The sequence below is a fragment of the Paraburkholderia sp. RL17-380-BIE-A genome (assembly GCF_046028085.1).
GTDB lineage: Bacteria > Pseudomonadota > Gammaproteobacteria > Burkholderiales > Burkholderiaceae > Paraburkholderia.
In genome coordinates this window covers 148,859-172,860 of the sequence record NZ_JARESQ010000009.1, presented here as the reverse complement: position 1 = coordinate 172,860, position 24,002 = coordinate 148,859, and the positions used below count along the sequence as shown (strand labels likewise).

Annotated in this window: 20 protein-coding genes and 1 tRNA gene; 13 read left to right on the top strand and 8 right to left on the bottom strand. The window is 63.2% G+C overall.

Annotated features, from left to right (window positions below; all coding sequences use genetic code 11):
- Positions 1-83: 83 nt before the first annotated feature.
- Positions 84-1,100, top strand: coding sequence for a cupin-like domain-containing protein (locus P0D68_RS17340; protein WP_408298432.1), 1,017 nt, complete (start codon positions 84-86; stop codon positions 1,098-1,100).
- Between the two features lie 161 nt (positions 1,101-1,261).
- Here the strand turns inward: P0D68_RS17340 and P0D68_RS17335 are convergent, their stop codons facing one another.
- A complete protein-coding gene (locus P0D68_RS17335; RefSeq protein WP_408468719.1) occupies positions 1,262-2,809 on the bottom strand; it encodes a collagen-like triple helix repeat-containing protein in 1,548 nt (515 codons plus the stop codon).
- Between the two features lie 260 nt (positions 2,810-3,069).
- Positions 3,070-4,281, bottom strand: a complete 1,212-nt coding sequence (locus tag P0D68_RS17330) for an MFS transporter (RefSeq protein ID WP_091797135.1) — start codon at positions 4,279-4,281, stop codon at positions 3,070-3,072.
- 285 nt (positions 4,282-4,566) lie between these two features.
- Between P0D68_RS17330 and P0D68_RS17325 the strand changes: the two genes are divergently transcribed.
- The 3 genes from P0D68_RS17325 (at position 4,567) to P0D68_RS17315 (ending at position 7,488) form a co-directional block, all read left to right on the top strand.
- Positions 4,567-5,229: a HugZ family pyridoxamine 5'-phosphate oxidase gene (locus P0D68_RS17325; RefSeq protein WP_408298436.1), complete on the top strand. Its 663-nt coding sequence runs from the start codon at positions 4,567-4,569 to the stop codon at positions 5,227-5,229.
- A gap of 395 nt (positions 5,230-5,624) precedes the next feature.
- The gene (locus P0D68_RS17320) at positions 5,625-5,927 is read left to right on the top strand and encodes an H-NS histone family protein (protein ID WP_091797130.1); all 303 of its coding nucleotides are present in this window, start codon (positions 5,625-5,627) and stop codon (positions 5,925-5,927) included.
- Positions 5,928-6,246: 319 nt separating this feature from the next.
- A complete protein-coding gene (locus P0D68_RS17315; protein ID WP_408468735.1) occupies positions 6,247-7,488 on the top strand; it encodes a cation diffusion facilitator family transporter in 1,242 nt (413 codons plus the stop codon).
- Positions 7,489-7,542: 54 nt separating this feature from the next.
- Here P0D68_RS17315 and P0D68_RS17310 read toward each other — a convergent pair whose 3' ends face one another.
- The 3 genes from P0D68_RS17310 to P0D68_RS17300 form a co-directional block, all read right to left on the bottom strand.
- Entirely contained in the window at positions 7,543-8,001 is a 459-nt protein-coding gene (locus tag P0D68_RS17310) for an Lrp/AsnC family transcriptional regulator (RefSeq protein WP_006050474.1), read from the bottom strand.
- Between the two features lie 90 nt (positions 8,002-8,091).
- Positions 8,092-8,721 (bottom strand): 3'-5' exonuclease family protein, encoded by a 630-nt coding sequence (locus P0D68_RS17305; protein WP_091797126.1) that lies wholly within the window; start codon positions 8,719-8,721, stop codon positions 8,092-8,094.
- A complete protein-coding gene (locus P0D68_RS17300) occupies positions 8,718-9,362 on the bottom strand; it encodes an MBL fold metallo-hydrolase (RefSeq protein ID WP_408298439.1) in 645 nt (214 codons plus the stop codon). The genes P0D68_RS17305 and P0D68_RS17300 overlap by 4 nt, the downstream gene beginning before the upstream one ends.
- Before the next feature lie 636 nt (positions 9,363-9,998).
- Here P0D68_RS17300 and P0D68_RS17295 point away from each other — a divergent pair.
- Positions 9,999-10,601 (top strand): septal ring lytic transglycosylase RlpA family protein, encoded by a 603-nt coding sequence (locus P0D68_RS17295; protein WP_408298617.1) that lies wholly within the window; start codon positions 9,999-10,001, stop codon positions 10,599-10,601.
- Between the two features lie 122 nt (positions 10,602-10,723).
- On the opposite strand, the gene rsmI is transcribed toward P0D68_RS17295, so the two are convergent.
- The gene (rsmI, locus tag P0D68_RS17290) at positions 10,724-11,608 is read right to left on the bottom strand and encodes a 16S rRNA (cytidine(1402)-2'-O)-methyltransferase (RefSeq protein ID WP_091797120.1); all 885 of its coding nucleotides are present in this window, start codon (positions 11,606-11,608) and stop codon (positions 10,724-10,726) included.
- Between rsmI and P0D68_RS17285 the strand changes: the two genes are divergently transcribed.
- The 5 genes from P0D68_RS17285 (at position 11,607) to P0D68_RS17265 (ending at position 14,223) form a co-directional block, all read left to right on the top strand.
- The gene (locus P0D68_RS17285) at positions 11,607-12,110 is read left to right on the top strand and encodes a YraN family protein (RefSeq protein ID WP_408298441.1); all 504 of its coding nucleotides are present in this window, start codon (positions 11,607-11,609) and stop codon (positions 12,108-12,110) included. The two genes, rsmI and P0D68_RS17285, sit on opposite strands and share 2 nt — an antisense overlap.
- A gap of 217 nt (positions 12,111-12,327) precedes the next feature.
- Positions 12,328-12,915 carry a phosphoheptose isomerase gene (locus P0D68_RS17280; RefSeq protein ID WP_091797115.1) on the top strand — a complete coding sequence of 196 codons (588 nt, stop codon included), beginning with the start codon at positions 12,328-12,330 and terminating at the stop codon, positions 12,913-12,915.
- A 26-nt stretch (positions 12,916-12,941) separates the two neighbouring features.
- Entirely contained in the window at positions 12,942-13,736 is a 795-nt protein-coding gene (locus P0D68_RS17275) for a BON domain-containing protein (RefSeq protein WP_408298443.1), read from the top strand.
- A complete protein-coding gene (locus tag P0D68_RS17270; RefSeq protein ID WP_408298619.1) occupies positions 13,736-14,083 on the top strand; it encodes a c-type cytochrome in 348 nt (115 codons plus the stop codon). The genes P0D68_RS17275 and P0D68_RS17270 overlap by 1 nt, the downstream gene beginning before the upstream one ends.
- 64 nt (positions 14,084-14,147) lie before the next feature.
- Positions 14,148-14,223: transfer RNA gene (locus P0D68_RS17265), tRNA-Ala, on the top strand.
- A gap of 479 nt (positions 14,224-14,702) precedes the next feature.
- Here P0D68_RS17265 and P0D68_RS17260 read toward each other — a convergent pair.
- Positions 14,703-16,460: a methyl-accepting chemotaxis protein gene (locus tag P0D68_RS17260; protein WP_408298445.1), complete on the bottom strand. Its 1,758-nt coding sequence runs from the start codon at positions 16,458-16,460 to the stop codon at positions 14,703-14,705.
- Positions 16,461-16,951: 491 nt separating this feature from the next.
- Between P0D68_RS17260 and P0D68_RS17255 the strand changes: the two genes are divergently transcribed.
- From P0D68_RS17255 to P0D68_RS17245, 3 genes are all read left to right on the top strand, one after another.
- A complete protein-coding gene (locus P0D68_RS17255; protein ID WP_408298447.1) occupies positions 16,952-18,502 on the top strand; it encodes a sensor domain-containing diguanylate cyclase in 1,551 nt (516 codons plus the stop codon).
- A gap of 550 nt (positions 18,503-19,052) precedes the next feature.
- Positions 19,053-20,618 (top strand): methyl-accepting chemotaxis protein, encoded by a 1,566-nt coding sequence (locus tag P0D68_RS17250; RefSeq protein WP_408298449.1) that lies wholly within the window; start codon positions 19,053-19,055, stop codon positions 20,616-20,618.
- A 109-nt stretch (positions 20,619-20,727) separates the two neighbouring features.
- Positions 20,728-22,035 carry a solute carrier family 23 protein gene (locus tag P0D68_RS17245; RefSeq protein ID WP_408298450.1) on the top strand — a complete coding sequence of 436 codons (1,308 nt, stop codon included), beginning with the start codon at positions 20,728-20,730 and terminating at the stop codon, positions 22,033-22,035.
- Positions 22,036-22,157: 122 nt separating this feature from the next.
- Here the strand turns inward: P0D68_RS17245 and P0D68_RS17240 are convergent, their stop codons facing one another.
- On the bottom strand, positions 22,158-23,813 hold the full coding sequence (locus tag P0D68_RS17240) for a Na+/H+ antiporter (RefSeq protein WP_091797021.1): 1,656 nt from the start codon (positions 23,811-23,813) through the stop codon (positions 22,158-22,160).
- Between the last annotated feature and the right edge of the window lie 189 nt (positions 23,814-24,002).

Genomic DNA, 24,002 nt, shown 5'->3' with positions numbered 1-24,002 from the left:
CGTGCCTTTTCTTTTGCCGATTTCTTTTGCCGATTCTTTTTGCCGATATTTTTTGTGTAGCCGCACTGTTCGGAGACCATGCCGTGACTACCGTGACCCGCTCTTTCGACGACGCATGGCGCCGCTGGATTGCCGAGAATCTGCTGCTCGACGCACCGCCGTCCGCGCTGCATGGCGTGCTTGTCGGCCACGGTTTCGACGCGGCCGATGCCACTCGAGAAATCGAAGCGGCACTTGCGAGTCCTTATTTTCATGGCGCGACGCGCTTGCGCAATCGTTTGCGCAAGCGCGAATGGATATTGTCGGTGTACAGCGAGCTGAATCGCATGCGCACGGCAAGCGGATTGATCGAGCGGCGCGAACGTTTATCGCGCGACGCGTTCTTTGAGCAGTACTACTCTCAGAACCGGCCGGTCATCATCACCGGTGCATTCGATTTCTGGCCCGCACGTTCGCGGTGGAATTGGGACTACTTCCGTGAGCGCTGCGGCGATTGCGAAGTGGAAGTGCAGTTCGGCCGCGAATCGGATGCGAATTACGAAATCAATCAGCCCATGCTCAAGCGCATGATGCGCTTTGCCGATTATGTGGATCTCGTCGAGCAGAGCGGGCCGACCAACGATTTCTATATGACCGCCAATAACACCTCGCACAATCGCGCGGCGCTTGCGGCGTTATGGTCCGATGTGCCGCCAATCGACGAGTATCTCGACGCCGCTTCGCCCGATACCGGCTTCTTCTGGATGGGACCGGCAGGAACCAGGACACCGTTTCACCATGATCTGACCAACAACTTCATGGCGCAGGTGATTGGCCGTAAGCGGATCAAACTCGTGCCGCTATCCGACACGCCGCATATGGCGAACCATCTGCATTGCTATTCGCAAGTGGACGGCGGCGCGGTCGACTACGACAATTTCCCGTCGATGCGGCAAGCGCAATTGCTCGAATGCACGCTCGCGCCAGGCGAATTGCTGTTTCTGCCGATTGGCTGGTGGCATTACGTGGAAGGACTCGACGCGTCGGTGACGATGACGTTCACCAACTTTCTCCGGAGTAACGACTTCTCGCGTCACTACGATACGTATCACGAACTGTGACTTGCGGGTGATAGCGCGCCGCTGTCTGAAACGGTGCGGTCGGCGGGTGATGCGGGTGGCAAGAAGCGCGGATAAAAAAACAGCGAGCCGGTTACCCGGCTCGCCGCCCCCCTTCGACGCTTGTTTCTTGCGCCGTTATTTGCTGTCGTTATCTTTGTTCGTCACTTCTTCGTCGTCGTCAGCGCGCCGAGGCCGCCGAGCAGACCGCCGCCGGTCGTGCCGCCGGCGGACGTCGTCGCGCCGCTCAAGGCACCGGTGACCGTGGTCAACAAACCGGTGATCGGTGCAAGCGGGTTGGCCGTGCCGCTGCTACCCGACCCCGTGGCCGAGCCCAGCGCACCGGTCAGCGACGACACGGCCGAGGTCACCGGCGCGAGCGGATTGCTGCCGCTGTTCGTCGCGCCACTCAATGCCCCGGTGACCGAACTCACGACGCCGGTGAGCGGCGCAAGCGGACTGCTCGAGCCCGTGCCGCTGAGGCTGCCGGTCAAGGTGCTGACCACATTGGTCAACGGCGCGAGCGGGCCGCCGGTGCCGCTGCCGCCCGTCAGGCCGCCGCTCAACGTGCCGGGCAGCGCGGTGAGGATGCTGGTCAGCGGTGCGAGCGGCGAGCCCGTGCCGCCGCCGCTGCCCGGATTCAGAATACCGGTGATGCCGCCGAGCGGATTGCCGCTGCCGGTGGCACCCGCTGTGAGCAGCCCGCCGGCGGACGTAACCGCATCGCCGAGCTTGGTCACGACGTTGCCGAGGTTCTGGCCGATCGGATTGCCGGTCGCGCTGCTGAGCTTGCCGCCGGCGCTGTCGAGTCCATGACCGATCGTCGAGAGCAGGCCGTTCAGCGGTGAACCGAGGCCGGTCGTGTCGCCGACGGTTTGGGTCGTCTGCGCGAGCGTGCTCGTGATCGGCGTGATCGCGGTGGAGACCGTTTGAGTGACTTGCTGGATCGGGCCGTTCGTCAGTTGCGAGCCGAGTTGGGTGCCAAGGCCGGTGACCGCGTTGCCGAGCGTCGAGACCGTACTGCCGAGCGGCGTGGTCAATGGGCTCAGCGGTGCAGTGGAGCCGCTGCCGAGGCTGGTCACGAGCTGGCCGGCGCTGTTGACGGCCTGGCCTGCGCTTTGGACCAGATTGCTACTGCTGGCGAGCGTCGTGCCGAGTGGATCGGTGGAGTTGCCAAGCTGGCCGAGGCCGCTCGCTACGCCTGTGCCGACGGCCGTCACGCCGTTGCCGAGATTCGACACGACGTTGCCGAGCGCCGTGGTGGTCGCCGGATTCGCGCCTGGAATCGGCGTGAGTCCGATCTGGCTGCCGACAGCGGAGACGGTCTGGCCGGCGGCGGTGACCACGTTGCCGGTGTTTTGCACGACTACGCCGATGGGGTTGGCGCTGGTCGGCGTCGGCGTTGGTGTGGGCGTTGGCGTTGGCGTTGGCGTTGGCGTGGGTGTAGGTGTAGGTGTCGGCGTTGGTGTGGGCGTCGGCGTCGGCGTCGGCGTCGGCGTCGGCGTCGGCGTCGGCGTCGGCGTAGGCGTAGGCGTAGGCGTAGGCGTAGGCGTAGGCGTAGGCGTCCCGCCACCCGAGCCAGAACCGCCACCCGATCCGCTTCCCGCGCCACCCGCCACGCTCGGCCTGTTCAACGTGCTTCCGCATCCCGTCAGGATGATCATCGACGTGACGCACATGGCGATCGCCGTCAGCTTGAATTTGCGATTCATGGTCTGCTCCCCCGTAGTTTTGGACACTGCCTGGGGAGCTAACTGCAAGGCCTATGCCATTTTTGTTCGCACGATGGATAGGGCGAGTAAACGTATATGAATCAATATGTTGGCGGCGAGCGCGCCACGACGGGAGTGCCTTCGTTCAATCGACGTGTTCCGGAACACAGCCATGCTCGTGCGGCGCGTAACGTAACGTGAGGGCGCACGCGCTTCGTATGGCGTCGTACGCGCAGACGCGGCAACGGCGTGCCTTCGCGTCAGATCTTCAAACGCCGCAGCACCTTCGGGCCCGCGACTGCGATCGCGGCGGAACAGATGGCGACCACCGAGAGGCCGATCGGCAAACTGCTCACCTGGGTCACCGCGCCGATGATCACCGGACCGAGCAGCAGCCCGAAGTACGCGAGTCCGGCAACATGCGCCAGTCCCTCCGCCGCATGAATGCCTTTTACGCTGGCAGCCGCAGCGAACAGCACAGGCATCATGTTCGCCAGACCGAGACCCATCAGCGTGAAACCGATCAGTGCCGCCACCGCATTCGGCAGCAACAGCGCGCCGACCATCCCGACGCATGCGAGCGTCGCGCTCGCCATCACCAGTTGCGGAGCGCCAAAGCGGGCGCGCACCGCGTCGCCGGCAAATCGCGCGGCCGCCATGCCGCCCGAAAACGCCGCGTAGGCAGCGCTCGCAAGCGCCGGCGTGGCCAGCACCACATCGCGCATATAGACGGTGGCCCAGTCGTACATCGCGCCTTCGGCGATCAGCGCGACCAACGCCATCGCGCCGAGCGCCCACAATGCCGGCGAGCGCCAGCGGTTGGCGCGCGGCGTGGCGGAATCGGGATGGTCGGCGTGCGGCACGTGCGGCAGCACGGAAGGACAGGCGGCAATCAGAACGAATGCGCTGACCGCGGCGGCTAGCGCCAGATGTACCGCGGGCGCCATGCCGCGCGACAGCAACGCGCCGCCGACCGCCGCACCGGCCATCCCGCCGACGCTGAACATGCCGTGCAACGACGACATGATTGGCTTGCCGAGCGCTTTTTCGACGGCGCTGGCTTCGGCGTTCATCGCGACATCGAGTGTGGCCATGCCCGCGCCGAAGGTGGCCAGCACGACCAGCAGCAGCCAGTAGGTCGGCACGACCAGAATCAGCGCCGCGCACACGGCCATCACGAGGCCGCCGGTGAGGCAGGCGCGGCGCGTGCCGACGCGCGCAATCCAGGAAGCATTGGCCGCCATCGCGCCGATCGAGCCGCCGGCGACGGCCAGCAGCGCGAACGAGAGCATCGCCGCGTTCAGATGGAAACGGTCGCGCACCGTCGGCACATGTACCCCCCAGGACGCGTACATCATGCCGGCGATAAAGAACACCGCCATCGTGGCGATACGGGCGCGCTGCCGTGCGGTATCGGACAGGTCGCGGTGAGCGGCGGGGAGGGCGGTGACTTCGGGAGAGCGGTCTGACACGGAAATCTCGAGGAGGGAACGCGGAAGAAAGCGCGTTGAAAGCGAAATTCCGATTCTAACGAAGCGGGCTGTTTTATGCTGGAAGGCGGAATCCGCATAGTTGCGATGGTTCGGCAGGGCTCGGCTCGAGTTTGGTTCGTGCTCAACTCGGCCCGGCGCGCTCCATTCGGTTCCGTTTGGGGCGTCGCGGCCTCGGCGCGACAAGCGCCGGATGTGCCGGATGTACCGAATGCGCCGCTCCCCGGTTTTTTGTGATTCGCCACTGTCCTATCCAGGAACGCACACTTGAACATTCCCGCTCACGCTCCGCTGCATCTGCTGCACACGGCCGCCGTCGGCACGCTCGCCACGCACGCGCGCCAGCCGGAAGGATTCCCTTATCCGTCAATGCTGCCGTTCGCACCGGACCCGCACCATCGGCCGACGATCCTGGTGAGCCGACTCGCCGAGCACACCCATAACCTGCACGCCGACCCGCGCGCCGGCTTTCTCGCCGTCGACGCACCTGATGGCGACGTACTGAGCGGCCAACGCGTCACGTTGCTGGGCACCTTCGAACCGGTTGACTCGACGCCTGAGGTCGTGCAGCGCTATCTGCGCTACCACCCGGAGGCAGAGCGCTACCTCGTGCTCGGCGATTTTACGTTTTGGACAATGCGGCTCGAAAGGTTGCGTTATATCGGCGGTTTCGGCGCAATGGGGTGGCTGGACGGCGCCGAACTCGATCCATTGCCGCCACTTGCTTTCGATGAAGAGAACACGCTCATCGAACAATTGGCCAGTCACTCTGGACGCGCAAGTGGATTTCAACTGCTCGGCGTCGACCGATATGGCGCGGACCTGAAAATGAACGGCGTGCGTAGCCGTTTTGCTTTCGACGACGCGAAACTCAATACCGGGAACTTGCGCGCGGCGCTCGAAGATTGCATGCAGCGCCACGCTAATTAGGTTTTTAGCACCGTTTGCGGGAAAACGATCGTGTGTAATAACCGCACGGAACGCGTGCGGCAATATGTTACGACGTTTCATGCGAAAGCTATCATCGCATGAAATGTTGTCGGAAAATGACGATCTTAATTTTCATTTTGTGACAGTTAAATTGATAATTACCGATGCCGCCTGCAGTTTTCAGCAAAATCCGAAATCAGCTATTTGAAAGGGAGTGAGGACACCCGGTGGCGGATGGAAATTTTTTGAAACGAATTCGGATTAATTCAACGCTCGCGCTTTTGTAGTCTTTCTATTTTGTGTTAATCTCGCTATCAAATTCCGAGGCATGATCACCTTCAAAGGGCAAGCTGGCTTAAGACTGGCAGTCATTTATCCAAACCACAAGGGAACCTATGTCTTCCTACAAGGAACTACTCGCTCAGCGCGAGAAGCTCGAAAAGCAGATCGAAGAAGCGAAGTCGCGCGAGTACGCGGAAGTGTTGAATGAGATCAAGCAGAAAATGGCCGACTACGGCATTTCTCTGACCGAACTCGGCGGCGGTCGTGCTGCCAAGGGTGCTAAAGCCGCTCGTCCGCGCGCAGGTGTCGCACCGAAGTATCGCGACCCGGATAGCGGCAGCACGTGGTCCGGCCGCGGTAAGCCGCCGCGCTGGATCGCAGGTCTGGATCGCGAGAAGTTTCTCATCGAGAAGTAAATACTTTGGGCAGCGGGTAATGCTTCTGCCCGGTTTTTGCCCGGCTTCTGCCCATCAGTTAATACGAATAGCTTCAATCAGATGCACCCATCGCGTCTGACTTGCAAGAGAGAACCGCGTACCGTCGAGGGCGCGGTTTTTTTATTGCCGCGACAAAATGCCTTGTGGCTGTCGCATGTACTTCGCGAAACTTGAACGCGAATGCTTTTCGTTTAGATAAGCGGCTGATTTAAAAGGAATTTTTTTTGGCGTCTGCCACGCGTCTCCTGATGCGCCGGGTAGAATGCAGGGATTGAACTTCTTCCAGTCCGCTTCTCAGATGCCTGCCGCCGCCGCTGCCCAGTCCGCCGAAAAACATCGCATTGCGCGCAAAAGTACATTTGTCAGTATTGCGCTTAATGCGGTATTGATGACGCTGCAAATCGTCATCGGCGTGTTCGCCCACTCTCAGGCATTGGTCGCCGATGGTGTCCATTCCCTCGCGGATCTGGTTTCCGATTTTGTGGTGTTGATCGCCAATCGGCACAGTGGGGCAAAACCCGACGCGGATCACAATTATGGGCATAGCCGCTATGAAACCGTCGCGTCGTTATTTCTGGGCGCGCTTCTGATCGCGGTGGGCGTCGGTATGTTGTGGCGGGCGGGAACGCGCCTCGCCGATCTGCAAAATATCCCCGCGGTGCATATGAGCGCGCTCGCGGTCGCGGTGCTGGTTCTGATTTCCAAAGAGAGTCTGTTTCGCTACATGCTGCGCGAAGCGCAGCGTGCGCGTTCGGCCATGTTGATCGCCAATGCCTGGCATGCGCGTTCCGATGCGGCGTCGTCGCTGGTGGTCGCGATCGGTATTGTCGGCAGCCTCGCCGGCGTGCGCCTGCTCGACCCGATTGCCGCGGCGATCGTCGGCTTCATGGTGGCGCGCATGGGGTGGATGTTCGGTTGGGACGCGTTGCAGGACCTCTCAGACCGCGCGCTCGACGACGCCGCTACCGCGGACATGCGTACGTTGCTGCTCTCGACACCGGGCGTGCGCGACGTGCACGAACTGCGCACGCGGAAGATGGGCGACTTCGCGCTCGTCGACGCGCACATTCTGGTCGACCCGCTGATCTCCGTGTCGGAGGGGCACTACATCGCCGAGTCGGCGCGTCTGCGCGTGTTGACGGACAGCCGCGTGCTCGACGCATTGATTCACGTCGATCCCGAAAACGATGCGGTGGCGCACCCGCCCGTCGATTTGCCTACCCGCGAGCGAGTCACCGCGGAAGTGAGCGCGGCGCTGGCGCCTCTCGGCATGAAGGCGGCGGCGGTGAACATCCACTATCTGAGCACGGGCCTCGATGTCGAAGTGGTGTTGCGAGATGTGCCGCGCACGCTGGGCAGCGAATCGCAACGGCTGGGGCGGCTTGACCTGGCCGCGCTCAAGGCCCGCCTGGGCGCTCGCAAACTGGACGTATTGCAGGAACTGGGCGCCTGGCCGGCCGACACCGCGCCGACAATCCAGGCAAACATTGGCTTGGCCACTGATCATGCGAAAGCGACGGAGCCGCACAGCGCCACCTGATTTTTGCGCCGCGCCACCATGCGGCTTCACGGCGTGCGTCGAATGGTCAACGGCTCACAACGGCAATTGCGTATCGAATTTGATTTCGCGTAGCACGACGCTCGTGCGAACCTGCGCGACGGCCGGAATCTTGAAGATGCGTTCGTGCAGGAAGGTGTCGTACGCCTTGATGTCCGGTGCGACGATCTTGAGAATGTAATCGGACTCGCCGGTCGTGCTGTAGCACTCGGTGACTTCCGGGCAGGTCGCGATTTCGCGCTCGAACTGTTCGACTCCGCCTTCGGTGTGGCGCGTGAGGTGAATATGCGCGAGGGCGCAGACGTGCAGCCCGAGCTTTTCCCGATCCAGCAGGGCGGTGTAGCGCTGGATCACGCCCGATTGTTCCATGTCCTTGATGCGCCGCCAGCATGGCGTACTCGACAGGCCGACCTGGTCGGAAATCTCTTGCACCGAGCGGCGTGCGTCGAGCTGCAGCAGGCGCAGGATTTTTTGAGAGAACGTATCGAGTGTCAACTGCGCCTCCGTTTGCGTCGCCGTATCAACGCATGGTAGAGGGGGCGAAAACGAAACGCAATGTAAAACGGCCTCGACGAGGGAGATTACCTAATTTGCCGGTTCCTCAGTAGTATTTTGTCCTGAGTCGTCCCCATCTTTGCCGGCCGCAAGCGTGATCGCCTGACTTGCGCGCAGATCCTTCAACATGTTGCAGAAAAGCGCGCCTTGTTCGATCGCGTCATCCAGCGCGACGTGCGTATGCGGATGTTCGTCGAACCAGTGCTTCGGAAAGCGCGGCTTGATGTTCTTGCGGTAGGGCAGGCCGGTCATCGCGAAGGCCAGGGTCTTGATGTCGAGCGCCGACCAGGAAAACGGACAGCGGCCGACAAACCGCATCATGTACCAGAACATATAAGTGAAGTCGAAACCAGCCGGCATCGCGACGAACACCGGCTTGCCCGGCAACGCTTCGACCCATTCGACATACGCCGTCAACGCGGCCAGAGGCGTTTGCAAATCCTTGCGGCAGGCTTCCCATGCTTCCGGTTGCGTCTTCCACCATGCTTCCTGAACGGGATGCGGCTTGGCCCCCTCGAGCAGTTCGAGATTCGCCGAGAACGTGGCGATCAACCGCTTGTCTTCCGTGTAGGCGGCGGAGGCGAAACTGAGCATGGAGTGCGGACCGGGAATCGGGCCGTCCGCTTCGACGTCGGTGCTCACATAGATTTCGCTGCTCATGCCTCGACTCCATCGGCGACATACGGATTGGTGCGGCGTTCGGCGCCGAACGTCGAAGTAGGCCCGTGGCCCGGAACGAAAGTGACGTCGTCGCCGAGCGGCCAGAGTTTTTCGCGGATCGAGCGCACCAGATCCGCGTGGTTGCCGCGCGGAAAATCCGTGCGCCCAATCGAGCCGGCGAACAGCACGTCGCCCACCAGCGCGAGCCGATGCGCGCGGCTGAAGAACACCACATGGCCCGGCGTGTGGCCCGGACAGTGATAGACCTCGAGGATTTCGTCGCCGAACTGCACGGTCTCGCCGTTCTGCAACCAGCGGTCCGGTTCGAACGCCTGGGCGGCGGGAAAGCCGAAGCGTGTGCTTTGATCCGGCAGCTTGTCGAGCCAGAAGCGCTCGTCTGGATGCGGGCCTTCGATCGGTACACCGTAGTGCGCGGCCAGCGTCTTTGCGCCCGCGCAGTGATCGATGTGGCCGTGCGTCAGGAACACTTTTTCGACCGTCACGTTCTGCCGCGTGACTTCGCCCTGGATGATGTCGAGGTCGCCGCCCGGGTCGACGACCGCCGCGCGTCCGGTTGCCTCACAAACGAGCAGCGAGCTGTTTTGCTGGAACGGCGTGACGGGGATCAAGGTGACTTTCATGGGTGACGGCGCCGCTGGAAAAACGTTGATTGTACCGGCGTCTAGCCCGCGCTCACCGAGGGGCTGAAGCCCCGTCCCAGCGGGCTTTCCTCTGCTCACTTTTGCAGCAGGCGTGAAAATTCATCAAGGTTTTCAATCGCTTGTCATCCCGAAATTTTGTTTTAGGTATAATGGACCCCATGCACAGGGAACTGTGCTGCCACAAGGCGATGCGTCCCCATCAAAAATGGGCACGCGGATCGCCACTCAAGTATGGGCTGTCGCACTTCCGGGCGGCCATCAGGTATCGATGCATTCGATGCACACGTCTTGCCCAGCCAGGCGCCGCGCGCCTGCTACGGACTTAACTGCCGTGACGCTGGGTGGGGCCTACGCCGCCGTTCCTGCGCGCTGAGTTACGCGCGCAAGAACGTGTTTGCCACGTTCGATGGCGGCATGTGGGGTCTGGTCAGGCTGCCGGGGACAGGTTGCGCCAGACGTGAAAATTAACCGTGCGGTAGCGGCTGAATGAGCCGCATCCGGGCTTTGACGTACTGCGCTCAACTGCGCGGCGCGTTGTCGTCCATTGCCGCCGGAGTCGCAGGCAACACGCTCAACTTTTGCGTGATGCGGCTCGACAATGTGATTGCACGTCTTATGAAAACTCGGTTATCCCGTGGTCTGGGGACTCTTTTTGCCTTTTTTGTGCTGGCGGGTTGCGCCACGCCTCCGGGCGCAGGCAACACGTCGGATAGCGGCGTGCCGCAGAGCACAAAATTGACGCAGGCGGGCTCCTTCGGACCGCAAGCTTTTGGTAGCGCGCCGGCTTCAGACGCGACTGCACAAGGCTCGTCGCTGGCCGATGCAAAGCCTCTTACGGATGAAGGTTCGGGCATTTCGGACTTTCATCAGACCGGCCGCGCTTCGTGGTACGGCCGTGGCTTCCATGGCCGCCGCACCGCCAATGGCGAACGCTACGACATGCACGCGCTGACCGCGGCGCATCGTACGTTGCCGCTCGGCTCGTATGTGCGCGTGACCAATCCGGCCACGTCGCGCTCGGTCGTCGTGCGTATCAATGACCGCGGCCCGTATGCGCGTGGCCGCGTGATCGATCTGTCCATGGCCGCCGCGTCCGTGCTCGACATGCGCCACGCCGGTACGGCGCGTGTCCAGATCGAGGGACTGACGCAGCAGGAAGCGCGTGCTGCGCGTGATGAAATGCTGGCGTCGAACTCGGATTCGACCGCCCAGAAGTGATGTAGCGGCGGCGGGCGCGTTTCAGGCGCGCTTTCCGTATCGCCAGGCGGCATGACGGCCGCTCGCATCGTGTCTGCAGAGAAGAGGAAGGGCCGCATCGCGCGGCCCTTTTCGTTTGTCCGTCAGCTTTGTTCTTCGTCCTTCTTCAGCGCCAGCGCGCGCGTGTACAGCGTGTTGCGCGACGCTCCGGTGATAGCCGCGGCCACTTTGGCGGCGCTGCTCACCGTCAATTCTTCCAGCAGAATCTCTAATAGCGCGTCGTGATCGTGTTCGCCGGCCGTTTCCGGTTGCGCGCCTTCCACCACCAGCACGAATTCGCCGCGTTGCCGGTTCGGATCGGCAGCAAGCCACGTTGGCCCTTCGGCCAGGGTGCCGCGGTGCAGCGCTTCGTGTAACTTCGTCAATTCCCGTGCGATGAGCAGCTTGCGCTCGCCGCCGAATGCGTCGGCCAGTGCCTGCACGGTTTCGACGATCCGGTGCGGCGCTTCGTAGAACACCATCGCGTGAGGGTGGTTCGCGAGCGGCTGCAGCGTGGCGGCGCGCGCTTTCGCTTTCGGCGGAAGGAAGCCAAGGAACGAGAATGTCGCAACCCAGTCGCCGGCCGCGCTCAACGCGGTCGCGAGGGCGCTGGCGCCGGGCAACGGAATGACGGGAAAGCCGGCTTCACGGACCGCGTCGACGAGCTTTGCGCCGGGGTCCGAGATGCCTGGTGTTCCCGCATCGGACACGTAGGCCACGCGCTCGCCCGCTTGCAGGTGCTCGATCAGGCGCAGTGCAGCGGCACGTTCGTTGTGCTGATGCACCGCGACGAGCGGCTTCGAGATGCCGTAACGCGCGAGCAGTTGGCCGGTGTTGCGGGTATCTTCAGCCGCAATGCGGTCCACCAGTCCGAGCACATGCAACGCGCGCAGCGTGACGTCGGCAATGTTGCCGATCGGCGTGGCCACCACATACAGCGCGGCAGTCGGGTACTGCTGCCCTTGCGCGAGTTCGGAGAGAGGAGTCATGAGGCAGAAGACGCAAACAGACGGAACGAGGCCGCCATTGTGCCACGCAGTGCCGCGCGAGCCGGGTGGCAGGGAGACGGCGCACCCGGCGGCGCCGCTCGGCGCATCCATCTCGGCGCACAACTTTTCGAGACTCGTCGGGTCCAAACTCGTCGGCGCGGCTTTCGAGGCGCGTGCGCAGGAGTTTTTGCAACGGCAGCGTTTGCGGTTCGTCGAGCGCAATGTGTCGTGCCGTGGCGGCGAGATCGATCTCGTGATGCGCGAGCGTGACGGCGCGCTGGTGTTCGTCGAAGTGCGTGCTCGCGCGCAGCGCCGGTACGGCGGCGCGGCGGCGAGTATCGGCTGGCAGAAGAAGCAGCGCATCGTGCGCGCCGCGCAGCACTATCTGGCGACCCGCGCTTCGCAGTGGCGCGTTCAGCCCGCTTGCCGGTTCGACGTGATCGCGTTCGAAGCCGGCCGGCTCGTGTGGTTGCGCGATGCGTTTCGTGCCGACGAAGTCTGACGCCGTGCGCGGAGAACACGTGCGAGTGCGATAAACTTGCGCTCGCGTGCAGGCCACGGGACAACGCCGGCAACACACGAAGCGGCGCAATGCGCGATGGTTTTGCATTCATGCACTGCGTTGCCGGCCGGGTTTATCGGAGCGGCACGACTTCGCCATACGACTTCACAACACGGCCGCGCACTGCGGTCTACTCGCGGTAGAAAATAGAGACTCGATGTCAGTCGAACGTATTCAACAACACTTCCGCGACAGCGCGGCAGTCAAACTCGAAGCCCTCGAAACCCTGTCGATGCCGATCGCCGTCGCGATCGACACGATGTTCGCCGCACTTGCCAACGGCAATCGCATTCTTGCGTGCGGCAACGGCGGATCGGCGGCCGACGCGCAACACTTCGCCGCCGAACTGATCGGCCGCTTCGAGCGCGAGCGGCCAGGCTTGCCGGCGATCGCGCTGAGCACCGACACGTCGGTGCTGACAGCCATCGCCAACGACTATTCGTTTGAACAGATTTTCTCGAAGCAGGTCTGGGCGCTCGGCCAGCCGGGCGACGTACTGCTGGCGATCACCACGTCGGGCAATTCCGCCAACGTGCTCGCCGCGATCGAGGCCGCGCACGAGCGCGAAATGATCGTCGTCGCGCTGACCGGCAAGGGCGGCGGACGCATGCAGGAAGTGTTGAGCGACACCGATATCCACGTGTGTGTGCCGTCCGATCGCACCGCGCGTATTCAGGAAGTGCATTTGCTGACCATCCATTGTCTGTGCGACGGCATCGATGCCATGTTGCTGGGCGAAGACTGAGACCGATTCCGAAGGAGAGCTAGTTGATGAGCGTATTCCGCGTCAAGAAGACACTGGTGAGAACCGTGCTGGTGATTGGGTTCGCGGCGGGGCTGTCCGCAACATTGCAGGGTTGCTTTCTGGCCGTCGCCGGCGCGGCGGGCGGCAGCGCGCTGGTGGCGACCGACCGGCGCACGCTCGGCGCGCAGACCGAAGACCGCGAGTTGCAGGTGAAGGCGCTCTCGCAGATCAGCCAGAACCTGCCCGACAACGCGCACGTCAACGTAGCGGTGTTCAACCGCCGCGTTCTGCTGACGGGCGAAGTAGCCGGGGACGTGTCGAAGCAGCGCGCGGAGACGATTGTGCGTGGCTTGAACAACGTCAGTACGATCGTCAACGAACTGACGATCATGCCGGCGAGTTCGTTCTCGTCGCGCACGAATGACACTTACCTCGAAACGCGTGTGAAGACCGCGCTGATCGCCGAGAAGAACATTTCGGCGAACAACTTCAAGGTGGTCGCCGAGCGTGGCTCGGTGTATCTGATGGGCCTCGTCACCATGGACGAAGGCAATCGCGGCGCGGACGTAGCGAGCCGCGTGCCGGGCGTCGTGCAGGTCGTGAAGGTGTTCCAGTACATTCAGCCGCAGGAAGCGGCGGCGGCAGCCGCGGCGGCGGGGACGGCGCCTGTGGCGGCTTCGCAACCGGACGCGAGTGCGCCGACCGTGGGCGCTATACCTGATTCGTCGGTGAGTTCGCGGCCGTTGGAGCAGCAGGCGCCCGCGCCGGTCAGCAATTCAAGCTCGGTGCATCCGGGTAATCCGAAGGCGACGACGCCATGATGCGTGGTGTTGCCATTGCAGTGAGCGCGCTGATGCTTGGCGCGCTGGCGGGCGTTGCAGCACCGGCTGCTCAAGCGGCGGATGCGCCAAATGGGCAACGGGTTGCCAACTCCAATGCTTGCATGGGATGTCATGCGGTGGACCGCAAACTGGTCGGTCCGTCGTTCCAGCAGATCGCCGCAAAGTACAGGGGCGATGCGCAAGCGCCGGCGAAGTTGTCGCGCAAGGTGAAGGAGGGCGGCTCCGGCGTGTGGGGCATGATTCCCATGCCCGCGCATCAATCGATGAGCGACGCGGACATCCGCGCGGTGGTGGATTGGGTGCTCGCGGGGGCGCCATCCAGGTGATGTTTTGCTGCCTCGTGCGGCTTGGCAAAACGGAAAATGCCTGTGCTAGAATTGTTTGCACGTTGGGGGGGTAGCTCAGCTGGGAGAGCGTCGCGTTCGCAATGCGAAGGTCGGGAGTTCGATCCTCCTCCTCTCCACCAAACGGCCATATCAAAGCCCTGCAAGTCCAAAGACTTGCAGGGCTTTCTCTTATCCACTCAAAGGCCTAAACCCCGAGCGATGCAATCCGGGAGCAAAGTCGCATCTGCAGCGCCAAAGCTTCGTTACGAGCCATCAACCCGCATCCAGCGCCCTCGAACGTGTGCGGGCAGCTTTCTGCCGCCGAGTGGATGGATCGCGCCCGAGCAGGTTGCCATTCGTTTACTCGCTGGCCGGCGGTTCTCGCCTAACGGGGAGGACGTGCGAGGCGTGCGGCTTGCCTACGGCAATCTCGACGAAACCGAAATGGCCGCTGCACTCGCGCGGCTCGGCGGCGCTGTTCGATATTCGCGTTGATGCAAGGAAGCCGAGAGGAAGCGATTGATCTTCCAACGCTCCTCGCATTCGCGTCTGCGACGCAACACGCCTCCGCATGCTTGCGCCGCCCACCCTGGCACGGCGCTTAGTCAGAGAAGAACGCTCAAAACCGATCCCACCCGTCATCCGCCCCGACCGCCACGGCTGCCGTCGCCAGTGCGGCAACCGGCGCGGCAACCGGTGCGGCAACCGGCGCGGGCGTCGCGCGGACGGCGCGCCGGACTGGCGCAACAGCCGATTCGCGTCGCTGTATTTCCTTATGCACGGGAACAGCAGAACCAGAAGCCGTTGCCGCATCGCTATTCAGAATCTGAAAGAATGCCACCGCCTCGTTCAACTGCTGGCCCTGATCTTCCATCGACCGCGAAGCCGCCGCCGCTTCTTCTACCAAAGCGGCATTCTGTTGCGTGACGTTGTCCATCTGCGTGATCGCGAGATTGACCTGCTCGATGCCACGGCTTTGCTCGCTCGATGCCGCCGCGATTTCCGACATGATGTCCGTCACCCGCGCCACCGCCTGGGTGACTTCGGCCATCGTCTTGCCGGCTTCACCCGCCAGTGCCGAGCCGTCGCGGATCTTGTCCACGGAGCTGGCAATCAGGTCTTTGATCTCCTTGGCTGCGCTCGATGAACGCTGCGCCAGGCTTCTGACTTCGCTCGCGACCACCGCGAAACCGCGACCCTGTTCGCCCGCGCGTGCAGCTTCGACGGCCGCGTTGAGCGCAAGAATGTTCGTCTGGAACGCAATGCCTTCGATAATGCCGGTGATGTCGGCGATCTTGGTGGAGCTGTCGCTGATGTCGTGCATCGTGCTCACCACCTGGCCGACCACTTCGCTGCCTTTCTGCGCGACCGACGAAGCATTCGTGGCCAGCATGCTGCCCTGCTGCGCATTGTCGGCGTTCTGCTTGACGGTGGAAGTGAGCTCTTCCATGCTCGACGCCGTTTCCTGCAGCGACGCAGCCTGCTGTTCGGTACGCTGGCTCAGGTCCATATTGCCCGCGGCGATCTGGCGTGCCGCGCCGGCAATACTCGTGCTGCTGTCGCGCACGCGTGCGACGATCGTCGTCAGCCGTTCGTTCATCTCGCGCAGGGCGCTCAACAGCTTGCCGGTTTCGTCGCGGCCGTTCACGGTGATGCGCGTGCGCAAATCGCCTTCCGACACGGTGCGCGCAACGTCGATCGCCTGGCGCAACGGTCCGGTAACGGCGCGCGTGATCAGCACGCATGCGCCGATCGCGAGTGCCACCGCGATCAGGCTCATCGCGATCAGCAGGTTGCGCTGGTTCTCGTAGTGCGCCGCGTATTCGTTGATCATCTGTTCCTGGCGGCCGTGCGTGTAGTCGGCATACGCGTTAGTCGCGCGAATCAGCGCGGCGAGCAGCGGCCGGCATTGATCGTCCATCTTGACGATCGCTTCGTCGCGTTTGTTGTTCAGCGCGAGATTGACGATGTCGGTGGCGACCGGTCCGTACGCGGCCTCCACCCGATTGATCTCGGCGACGAGGCTGCGCGCTTTCTCCGAGGTGTCGGTCGCGGCGGCGATCATGTCGTTGAGCTTCTTCAGATTGATTTGCACATCTTCATGTGCGCGCAGCACGTCGGCTTTCTCGAGGTCCAGATCCTGAGGTTTCGTTACGAGCACGAGATTGCGCGCGGCGATGGCCCGGCGGTCGACGGCGGTTCGCACCTGCACCGCCATGTCGGCGCGCGCTTTGATGCCGTGCACGAAGCCGGAAAATCCATCGGTTGAGTCGCTCAGCGCCTTCAGCGAAAGCGAGGAGACCGCGACGACGATTAGAGACAGCATGCCGAAGCCGGCAATGAGTTTGGCTTTGATTGTGAGGTGCTTCAATGTCATGATTTTTCTCCAATAACGAAACGTGAATGCTTCGCAATGGACTCTCAGGTCCGGGCATGGGAGCGTCTGTGTGGCCGTCGTACATGGCGGCGGCCCCGCGCTGTTTACCGCTTCCGTGTCTCATGTCGAATGCATGACTTGCCGCATCGACGTAAGACGCAAAAGAGGCATCCCATTCACCGAATATCGGATCGCAACGTCAAATCCTGAAGGCTGATCGGGTATATCACTAGAAAGTTTGCGCACGATGACCGAAGAAACGCACAATTTCGTGCCGATTGAATAATTTGGTCATTGAGTGAAAGGCTCGGATTACACTTGCGTCTCGTGTCGGCGTTCTGAACGCGGACGGAGGACATGGCAAAAACCCGCCTTGCGGATCGTTCGGCGCGCCACAGCGTCTGGTACGCTACCGGTTCACGGTACGCGCCAGCCCGGACGCGGCCTTCCTGCTCACGCGCGCGGGTCCGCGCCTGCTCGAACGAAAAACCATGGTGACGAGCCGACCGAACATCGTGATTGCGATCAGCATCGTGCTAGCTAGCGCGATTCTCGCGATCGCCGTGTGGGTGCTGGCGCAAATGCGCGACGACGCATTGCGGCGCGCGCAGGATTCCGTGTTCAACGTGTCGTTGCTGGTAGAGCGCGACGTGTCGCGTAATCTCGAGATCTACGACCTTTCGCTGCGCGCGGTGATCGATGGGCTGAAACAGCCCGGCGTGCTCGACCTGAAGCCGGCACTCCGCCAGATGGTCCTGTTCGACGGCTCGGCAAGCGCGAAAGACATGGGTTCGATCCTCGTAACCGACGAGGCCGGCAACGTCAGGTTCGACTCACAGGCCTCGCCACCGCGCCAGATCAATCTCGCCGACCGTGATTACTTCAAGGTGCAGCGGGACTCTCCCAATGCCGGCCTGTTCATCAGCCACCCGTTCATGCCGAAAGTGAGCGGCAAAGACGTCAGCATCGCGCTGAGCCGGCGGATCACGCGGCCGGACGGCAGTTTCGGCGGCGTGGTGGTGGGCACCATGCGCCTCACCTATTTCCGCAGGCTGTTCGCCGGCATGAATCTCGGCGCCGGCGGATCGATGGCGCTGATGCTGAACGACGGCACGATGCTGATGCGGCGTCCGTACGATCCGAAAATCATCGGCATCAATCTGACCGGCACTTCCAATTACTCACGCTTCACCCAGCAGCCGAGCGGTGACTTCTTCGGCACGGCGGCGATCGACGGCGTCGAGCGCTGGTACGCGTTCCGTCATATCGACATGTATCCGCTGATCCTCGACGTCGCGCTGTCCACGCACGACATTTACGTCGAATGGCGGCGCCGTGCGTGGATCATTGGCTCGCTGATCGGCGCGCTCGACGTGACGATTATCGCGCTGGCTATGCTGTTCTCCCAGCAACTGCGCCATCGCCGCGCGGCGGAAGAAGAGTTACGCGTGCTGGCCCGCACCGACGGGCTGACCGGCCTCTTCAATCGCCGCACCTTCGAGGAGCAGGCGGAAGAAGAGTGGCGCCGCGCGCAGCGCAACGCGTGGCCGTTGTCGATGCTGCTGATCGACGTCGACAGTTTCAAGGGTTTTAACGATCTGTACGGCCATTCGGCGGGCGATGAAGCGCTCATTAGCGTGGCCCGCTGTATTGCGCAGAGCGTGCGGCGCCCAGGCGACACGGCGGCGCGCTATGGTGGCGAAGAGTTTGCCGTGCTGCTGCCGGATACCGACGAAACCGGCGCAACCCATATCGCGGAGAAGATTCGCGCCGCGATTCAGGCGCTCCAGCTTCGCCACGTGGCGAGCTCGCACCATGTGCTCACCGTTAGCATTGGCGTCGCGACTGCGCTACGCGACACATTCGCCACGAGTCGCGCCCTCGTGAATGGTGCCGACGAAGCTCTCTACGAAGCCAAAGACGCAGGCCGCAATCGCGTGCTGCGCTACCACGCGACCACCCGTGCGATGCGTGTGATCCGTGCGACGCCCGGCTCTGCCTCTGCAGCGGAATCCGTCACCCAAGCGAAAAACTCCACCTGACGAATCGGGCGATGCTTCGATTGCGCGATGCAGATTGCTCGACGCGTCGTGCGCTGCCGGAGAGGACAAAGATCGCCAAAGACGTGCAGCGCAGGCGCCGCTTTCGCAACACACGCGTGAACGCCAACGCGTAAGTGCGCTTGCGCGAGTAACAGATCGTGCGCGAGCAACAAATCATACTGACGAAAAAAACCGCTCACGCTGGGGGAGCGTGAGCGGAAAAGTCGGAGAGTTACAACATCGCATGCGCTTGCTCATGGGGATCAACGCAGCAGGCCAAGTCTAGGCGTAAGCCGCCGCCCCATAAATCAGACAAATCCCAATCGTGACGTCGACTTACTGATCGCGGGGTTTTTGCGATCCGGCCCTGTCCACTCAGCATCGCTTACAACATCCTGTCCCGGTTATTCCTGACATTTCGCGCATCAAGTCGCGGTGATGGCCGCCGTAAATGAGGTGGGAGCGTCGCTGCGCAGCCAGAAGGTCGCGAAATACTTCGCGATGGCGCGGCGACTCGAGCGTCCCGTCGTGACTCGTGAAGGATGGTGAAATGAAGTGGTTCGACCGCATGCCTGTGTTCAGGAAACTGCTGCTGGCGTTTTCCGTTGTGATTGGTTTTTGCGTCGTGATCGGCGTGACTTCGCTGAGTACGCTGTCGTCGATGCACGACATTACCGACGCGATCGGCAATAAACACATGAACGGCCTCTACTGGATGGAAGAGGCGAACCGCCACAAGATCGACTCCGATCTGGCCGCCGCGAACCTCGGCTATGCGGCCGACGACGCCGGCCGTCAAAAGTTGAAGGACAGCATTGTCGGCTCGCTCAAGGAAATGCACGGCGGCTACGACCAGTACCGCGCGACGATCGGGACGAGCAAGGGTCAGGCCATGTTCGACGACGTGCTGCGCGCGTCGGCGGCGTGGGAAGGCATCGTGCATCAGCAGATCGGTCTCGAACCGGTTCCGGCCGGCGTCGACAACAACGAACTCGTGCGTCGCGCGATTGCGTCGAGTGAGGCGCTGCGCGATCGCATCATGGCGCTGATCGACTATCGCCGCGAGCAGGCCAACGCAGCGCAGCATGAAGCGTCCGCCGGCTATCAGCACATGCGCATCGTCATGAGCGTGCTGGTGCTCGGCGCGATCGTCGCGGGCATGCTGCTCGCCACGGTGATCGCGCGCCGTCTGTCCGCGCAACTCGGCGGCGAACCGGATTACGCGATGCAGATCGCCAACCGCATCGCGGACGGCGACCTGAGCGTGCGCGTCGAGACCCGCACCGGCGACACCCACAGCCTGCTGTTCGCGTTGCGCAACATGCGTGAGCGGCTGGCCGGCATCGTGTCGGGCATCAGCGAATCGAGCGAGTGCATCCTGATGGCGTCGGGTGAAATCGCGCAGGGCAATACCGATCTGTCGCAGCGCACCGAGGAACAGGCCGCCGCGCTGCAGGAAACCGCGTCGAGCATGCAGGAGTTGACCTCGACAGTGAAGATGAACGCCGAGAACGCGCAGCAGGCGGGCGGCGTCGCGCACGGCGCTTCGGAAGTGGCGGCGCGCGGCAGCCACCTCGTCGGCGACGTGGTCGAAACCATGCGCGAACTGGCGGCCGGCTCGAAGCGCATGACGGACATCATCGCGGTGATCGAAGGCATTGCGTTCCAGACCAACATCCTCGCGCTCAACGCGGCGGTGGAAGCGGCTCGGGCCGGCGAACAGGGGCGCGGCTTCGCGGTGGTGGCGGGCGAAGTGCGCTCGCTCGCGCAGCGCAGCGCGGTGTCGGCCAAGGAGATCAAGGAGCTGATCGAAAGCTCGACGGCGCGCGTGGGCAGCGGCGCCGAACTGGCCGAGCGGGCCGGCCAGACCATGGCTGAAGTCACGCACGCGGTCAAACGGGTGACTGACATCATGGGCGAGATTTCGTCGGCGTCGCAGGAGCAGAGCACCGGCATCGAAGAGGTCAACCGCGCGGTCGCGCAGATGGACGACGTGACGCAACAGAACGCGGCGCTAGTCGAGCAGGCGGCTGCCGCAGCGGCGTCGATGGCGGATCAGGCGCGGCAGCTGCAGGCGGCCGTCACGGTGTTTTCGCTGGAAGCCCGGCACGGCTGAACTTGCCAGGCCTGGTGGCACTCCGTACACTCGCGCGTAATTCCTGGGCGACGCCTTGTTCCGGCGCCGCGCCACCATAAATAGCGCCGAACAGAGGAGAACCCCCGCCATGGCCGATTCCTACTTCCCCCGTTGGCGTGCGCAGCCCGCACCGGCCGAGGGCCGCATCGTCGGCACCGACGAGCGGCTCGCGTGGCCGCAAATGTTCGCAATGGGCGTGCAACACGTCGTCGCGATGTTCGGCTCGACTGTGCTCGCGCCGTTGCTGATGGGCTTCGATCCGAACCTGTGCATCTTCATGTCGGGCATCGGCACGCTGTTGTTCTTCGTGCTGGTGGGCGGGCGCGTGCCGAGCTATCTCGGCTCGAGCTTCGCGTTCATCGGTCTCGTGATCGCGGTGACGGGCTACGGCGGCCACGGGCCGAACCTGAACATTCCGGTGGCGCTCGGCGGGATCATCGCGTGCGGCGTGGTGTATGCGGTGATCGGCCTGATCGTGTCGGCGGTCGGCACCCAATGGATCGAGAAGCTGATGCCGCCGGTGGTCACCGGGGCGATTGTCTGCGTGATCGGCTTGAATCTGGCGCCGATCGCCGTGCACGGCGTGAGCGGCAGCAACTTCGATTCGTGGATGGCGCTGGTCACCGTGTTGTGCGTGGGCGCGGTCGCGGTGTTCGCGCGCGGCATGCTGCAGCGTCTGCTGATTCTGGTCGGCCTGCTGATGGCGTATGTGATCTACGCGATCGTCACGAATGGCCTCGGCATGGGCAAGCCGATCGATTTCGCCATCGTCGCCAACGCCGCGTGGTTCGGTATGCCGCACTTCACGGCGCCCGTTTTCAACATGCAGGCCATGACCTTGCTCGCGCCGATCGCGGTGATCCTGGTGGCGGAGAACCTCGGGCACATCAAGGCGGTGAGTGCGATGACGGGCCAGAACCTCGACCGCTACGTCGGCCGCGCATTTCTCGGCGACGGACTCGCGACGATCGTGTCCGGCTTTGCCGGCGGCACCGGTGTCACGACGTATGCGGAGAACATCGGCGTGATGGCCGTCACCAAGATCTATTCGACGCTGGTCTTCGTGATCGCCGCGGTGATCGCGCTGGTGCTGGGCTTTTCGCCGAAGTTCGGCGCGGTGATCCAGACCATTCCGGGGCCGGTGCTGGGCGGTGTGTCGATCGTCGTGTTCGGGCTGATCGCCGTGACCGGCGCGCGCATCTGGGTCGTCAACAAGGTGGACTTTTCCGACAACCGTAATCTGATCGTGGCCGCGGTCACGCTCGTGCTCGGCGCCGGCGATTTCTCGTTGAAGCTCGGCGGTTTCGGTCTGGGCGGCATCGGCACCGCGACGTTCGGCGCGATCATTCTCTACGCTCTGCTGAGAAGGAAGCCGGCGCAAGGTCCGGTGGCCTGAGCCTCCTCTCTCGTATCAAGCGGTTCGGCGGCGGCGCGGGCTTCTGTTTCCGTGATGTCTCATTCGGAGAAATTCGGAGAAACGCGCCAGCCGCTGGAACCGCCATCACGCAGCGCCGCGCGTCAGCGCCTGCGCGCCGTCAGCGCAGTCTCTGACAGGTCCACTTCGCGCATCAGCTTGTTCAACGTCTCGTCATTGATCTCCTGAGTGCTGCGCAGCGCGAGCAGTGTCTTGCGTTCGGCTCGCATGGCCGCGAGCTTCATTCTGAACTCCAGCGCATCGGCGCGGCGCGCCAGCTCGCGGGGCTCCTGCTCTTCATCGAGCGTGGCGAGGCGGCGCCGATAGAGGTCCATGACTCGCGCGGTGACATCAGCCGCGTACGCCGAAGCCGATTCATCCAGATCAGCGCACTCGGTGTCGTGCACCTCGTCGACGGCCCGAATCGCCGCTTGCGCGGCCATCGTGCGCGCGAGCAATTCCTCGGCGGCATGCGGATCCTTGCCACGGCGCCAGCCATTCAGCAACAGCGGCAGCGCCACGACGGCCACCAGCAGCGAAAGCAGAATCACGCCGGATGCGATGAAGATCGCCAGATCGCGGCCCGGCAGCGGGACGCCACCTGGCAACACCTCCGGCAACGACAGCACGCCCGCGAGCGTCACTGCCCCGCGTACGCCGGCCACCGTCGTGATCGTGACCGTGCGCAAACCCGGCACCGCATTGGCCACGCCCTGCTTCGCGGCGCCGCGGCTCGCGAACCAGCGCAGCAGCCACACCCACACGAAGCGCATCGCATAGAGCGCCACCCCCACCGCGGCGATATAGCCGATCAGCAGCCAGACCTGCGCGTTGCTGGTCTCGTGCGCGTCGAGCAATGCGCGTCCGAGAATGTGTGGAAACTGCAGCCCCAGCAGAATGAACACCATGCCGTTGAAGACGAACTCGATCATCGTCCACGTGCTGGTGGCGCGCACCCGCGACGACACCGGTCCGGCGTTCGCAATCGTCGCGTAGTTCATCATCATGCCGGCGGCAACCGCGGCCAGAATGCCGGACAACTCGAGGCGTTCGGCGATCAGATACGCGGCGAACGGAATCAGCAGCGTCATCACGACGCCGGGCGCCGGGTCGCCTTCTTCGGTGAGATTCAGGAAGCGCGCCGACACGAAGCTGAACAGCCAGCTCACTGCCGCGCCGATCGCAAGGCCGCCCGCGGCGATGATCACGAAACTGATCGACGCTTCGCGCAACGAAAACACGCCGGTCAGCGCGGCGGCAATGGCGAACTTCAACGCGACCAGTCCCGACGCGTCGTTCATCAGCGCCTCGCCTTCCAGGATGTGCATGAGCCGCCCAGGGATCTTGCCTTTGCCGACGATGCCGGACAGCGCCACCGCATCCGTCGGCGACAACACCGCGGCCAGCGCGAACGCAACCGGCAGCGAGATCGACGGCACCAGCGCATGCACGAAGTAACCGACCACCAGCACCGTCATGAACACGAGGCCGAGCGCGAGCATCAGGATCGAGCGGCGCGCCATGAAGAATTCGCGCTTGGGAATGCGCCATCCGTCCGCGAACAGCAAAGGCGGAATGAACAGCATCATGAAAATTTCCGGGTCGAACGTGACGTGCAGCCCGAGCTTCGGCCACGCGAGCAACGCACCGATCGCGATCTGCACGAGCGGCAGCGGCAACGAGACCGGCAAGATGCGGGTGACGACGCCCGAGGCGGCGACGGCGAGCAAAAGAATCAATACGGTAAAGACAATGTCCATCGGTCTATTTCGGGGGATATAACGCCGTTGCTTCGGTGATCTTCGCCTATCGGCCATGCGGCGCTTACGAAGTGCAAGGCCGAAGTTTAGCCCGACGACGCCTTGTGCCATCGCCGGCGCGGCACGAGGGCGGCACGAGGGCGTCACGAAGGCGCCAATCCGCGGCGCATGAGCGCCTCGACGAGGTTG

What these genes read in the sequence shown, in the direction of transcription:
- P0D68_RS17240 (WP_091797021.1), bottom strand. Translation starts at nt 23,813, where the DNA reads ATGGACATTGTCTTTACCGTATTGATTCTTTTGCTCGCCGTCGCCGCC.
- P0D68_RS17285 (WP_408298441.1), top strand. Translation starts at nt 11,607, where the DNA reads ATGAGGCAGAAGACGCAAACAGACGGAACGAGGCCGCCATTGTGCCAC.
- P0D68_RS17250 (WP_408298449.1), top strand. Translation starts at nt 19,053, where the DNA reads ATGAAGTGGTTCGACCGCATGCCTGTGTTCAGGAAACTGCTGCTGGCG.
- P0D68_RS17245 (WP_408298450.1), top strand. Translation starts at nt 20,728, where the DNA reads ATGGCCGATTCCTACTTCCCCCGTTGGCGTGCGCAGCCCGCACCGGCC.
- P0D68_RS17270 (WP_408298619.1), top strand. Translation starts at nt 13,736, where the DNA reads ATGCGTGGTGTTGCCATTGCAGTGAGCGCGCTGATGCTTGGCGCGCTG.
- rsmI (WP_091797120.1), bottom strand. Translation starts at nt 11,608, where the DNA reads ATGACTCCTCTCTCCGAACTCGCGCAAGGGCAGCAGTACCCGACTGCC.
- P0D68_RS17255 (WP_408298447.1), top strand. Translation starts at nt 16,952, where the DNA reads ATGGTGACGAGCCGACCGAACATCGTGATTGCGATCAGCATCGTGCTA.
- P0D68_RS17275 (WP_408298443.1), top strand. Translation starts at nt 12,942, where the DNA reads ATGAGCGTATTCCGCGTCAAGAAGACACTGGTGAGAACCGTGCTGGTG.
- P0D68_RS17295 (WP_408298617.1), top strand. Translation starts at nt 9,999, where the DNA reads ATGAAAACTCGGTTATCCCGTGGTCTGGGGACTCTTTTTGCCTTTTTT.
- P0D68_RS17280 (WP_091797115.1), top strand. Translation starts at nt 12,328, where the DNA reads ATGTCAGTCGAACGTATTCAACAACACTTCCGCGACAGCGCGGCAGTC.
- P0D68_RS17315 (WP_408468735.1), top strand. Translation starts at nt 6,247, where the DNA reads ATGCCTGCCGCCGCCGCTGCCCAGTCCGCCGAAAAACATCGCATTGCG.
- P0D68_RS17305 (WP_091797126.1), bottom strand. Translation starts at nt 8,721, where the DNA reads ATGAGCAGCGAAATCTATGTGAGCACCGACGTCGAAGCGGACGGCCCG.
- P0D68_RS17260 (WP_408298445.1), bottom strand. Translation starts at nt 16,460, where the DNA reads ATGACATTGAAGCACCTCACAATCAAAGCCAAACTCATTGCCGGCTTC.
- P0D68_RS17320 (WP_091797130.1), top strand. Translation starts at nt 5,625, where the DNA reads ATGTCTTCCTACAAGGAACTACTCGCTCAGCGCGAGAAGCTCGAAAAG.
- P0D68_RS17335 (WP_408468719.1), bottom strand. Translation starts at nt 2,809, where the DNA reads ATGAATCGCAAATTCAAGCTGACGGCGATCGCCATGTGCGTCACGTCG.
- P0D68_RS17300 (WP_408298439.1), bottom strand. Translation starts at nt 9,362, where the DNA reads ATGAAAGTCACCTTGATCCCCGTCACGCCGTTCCAGCAAAACAGCTCG.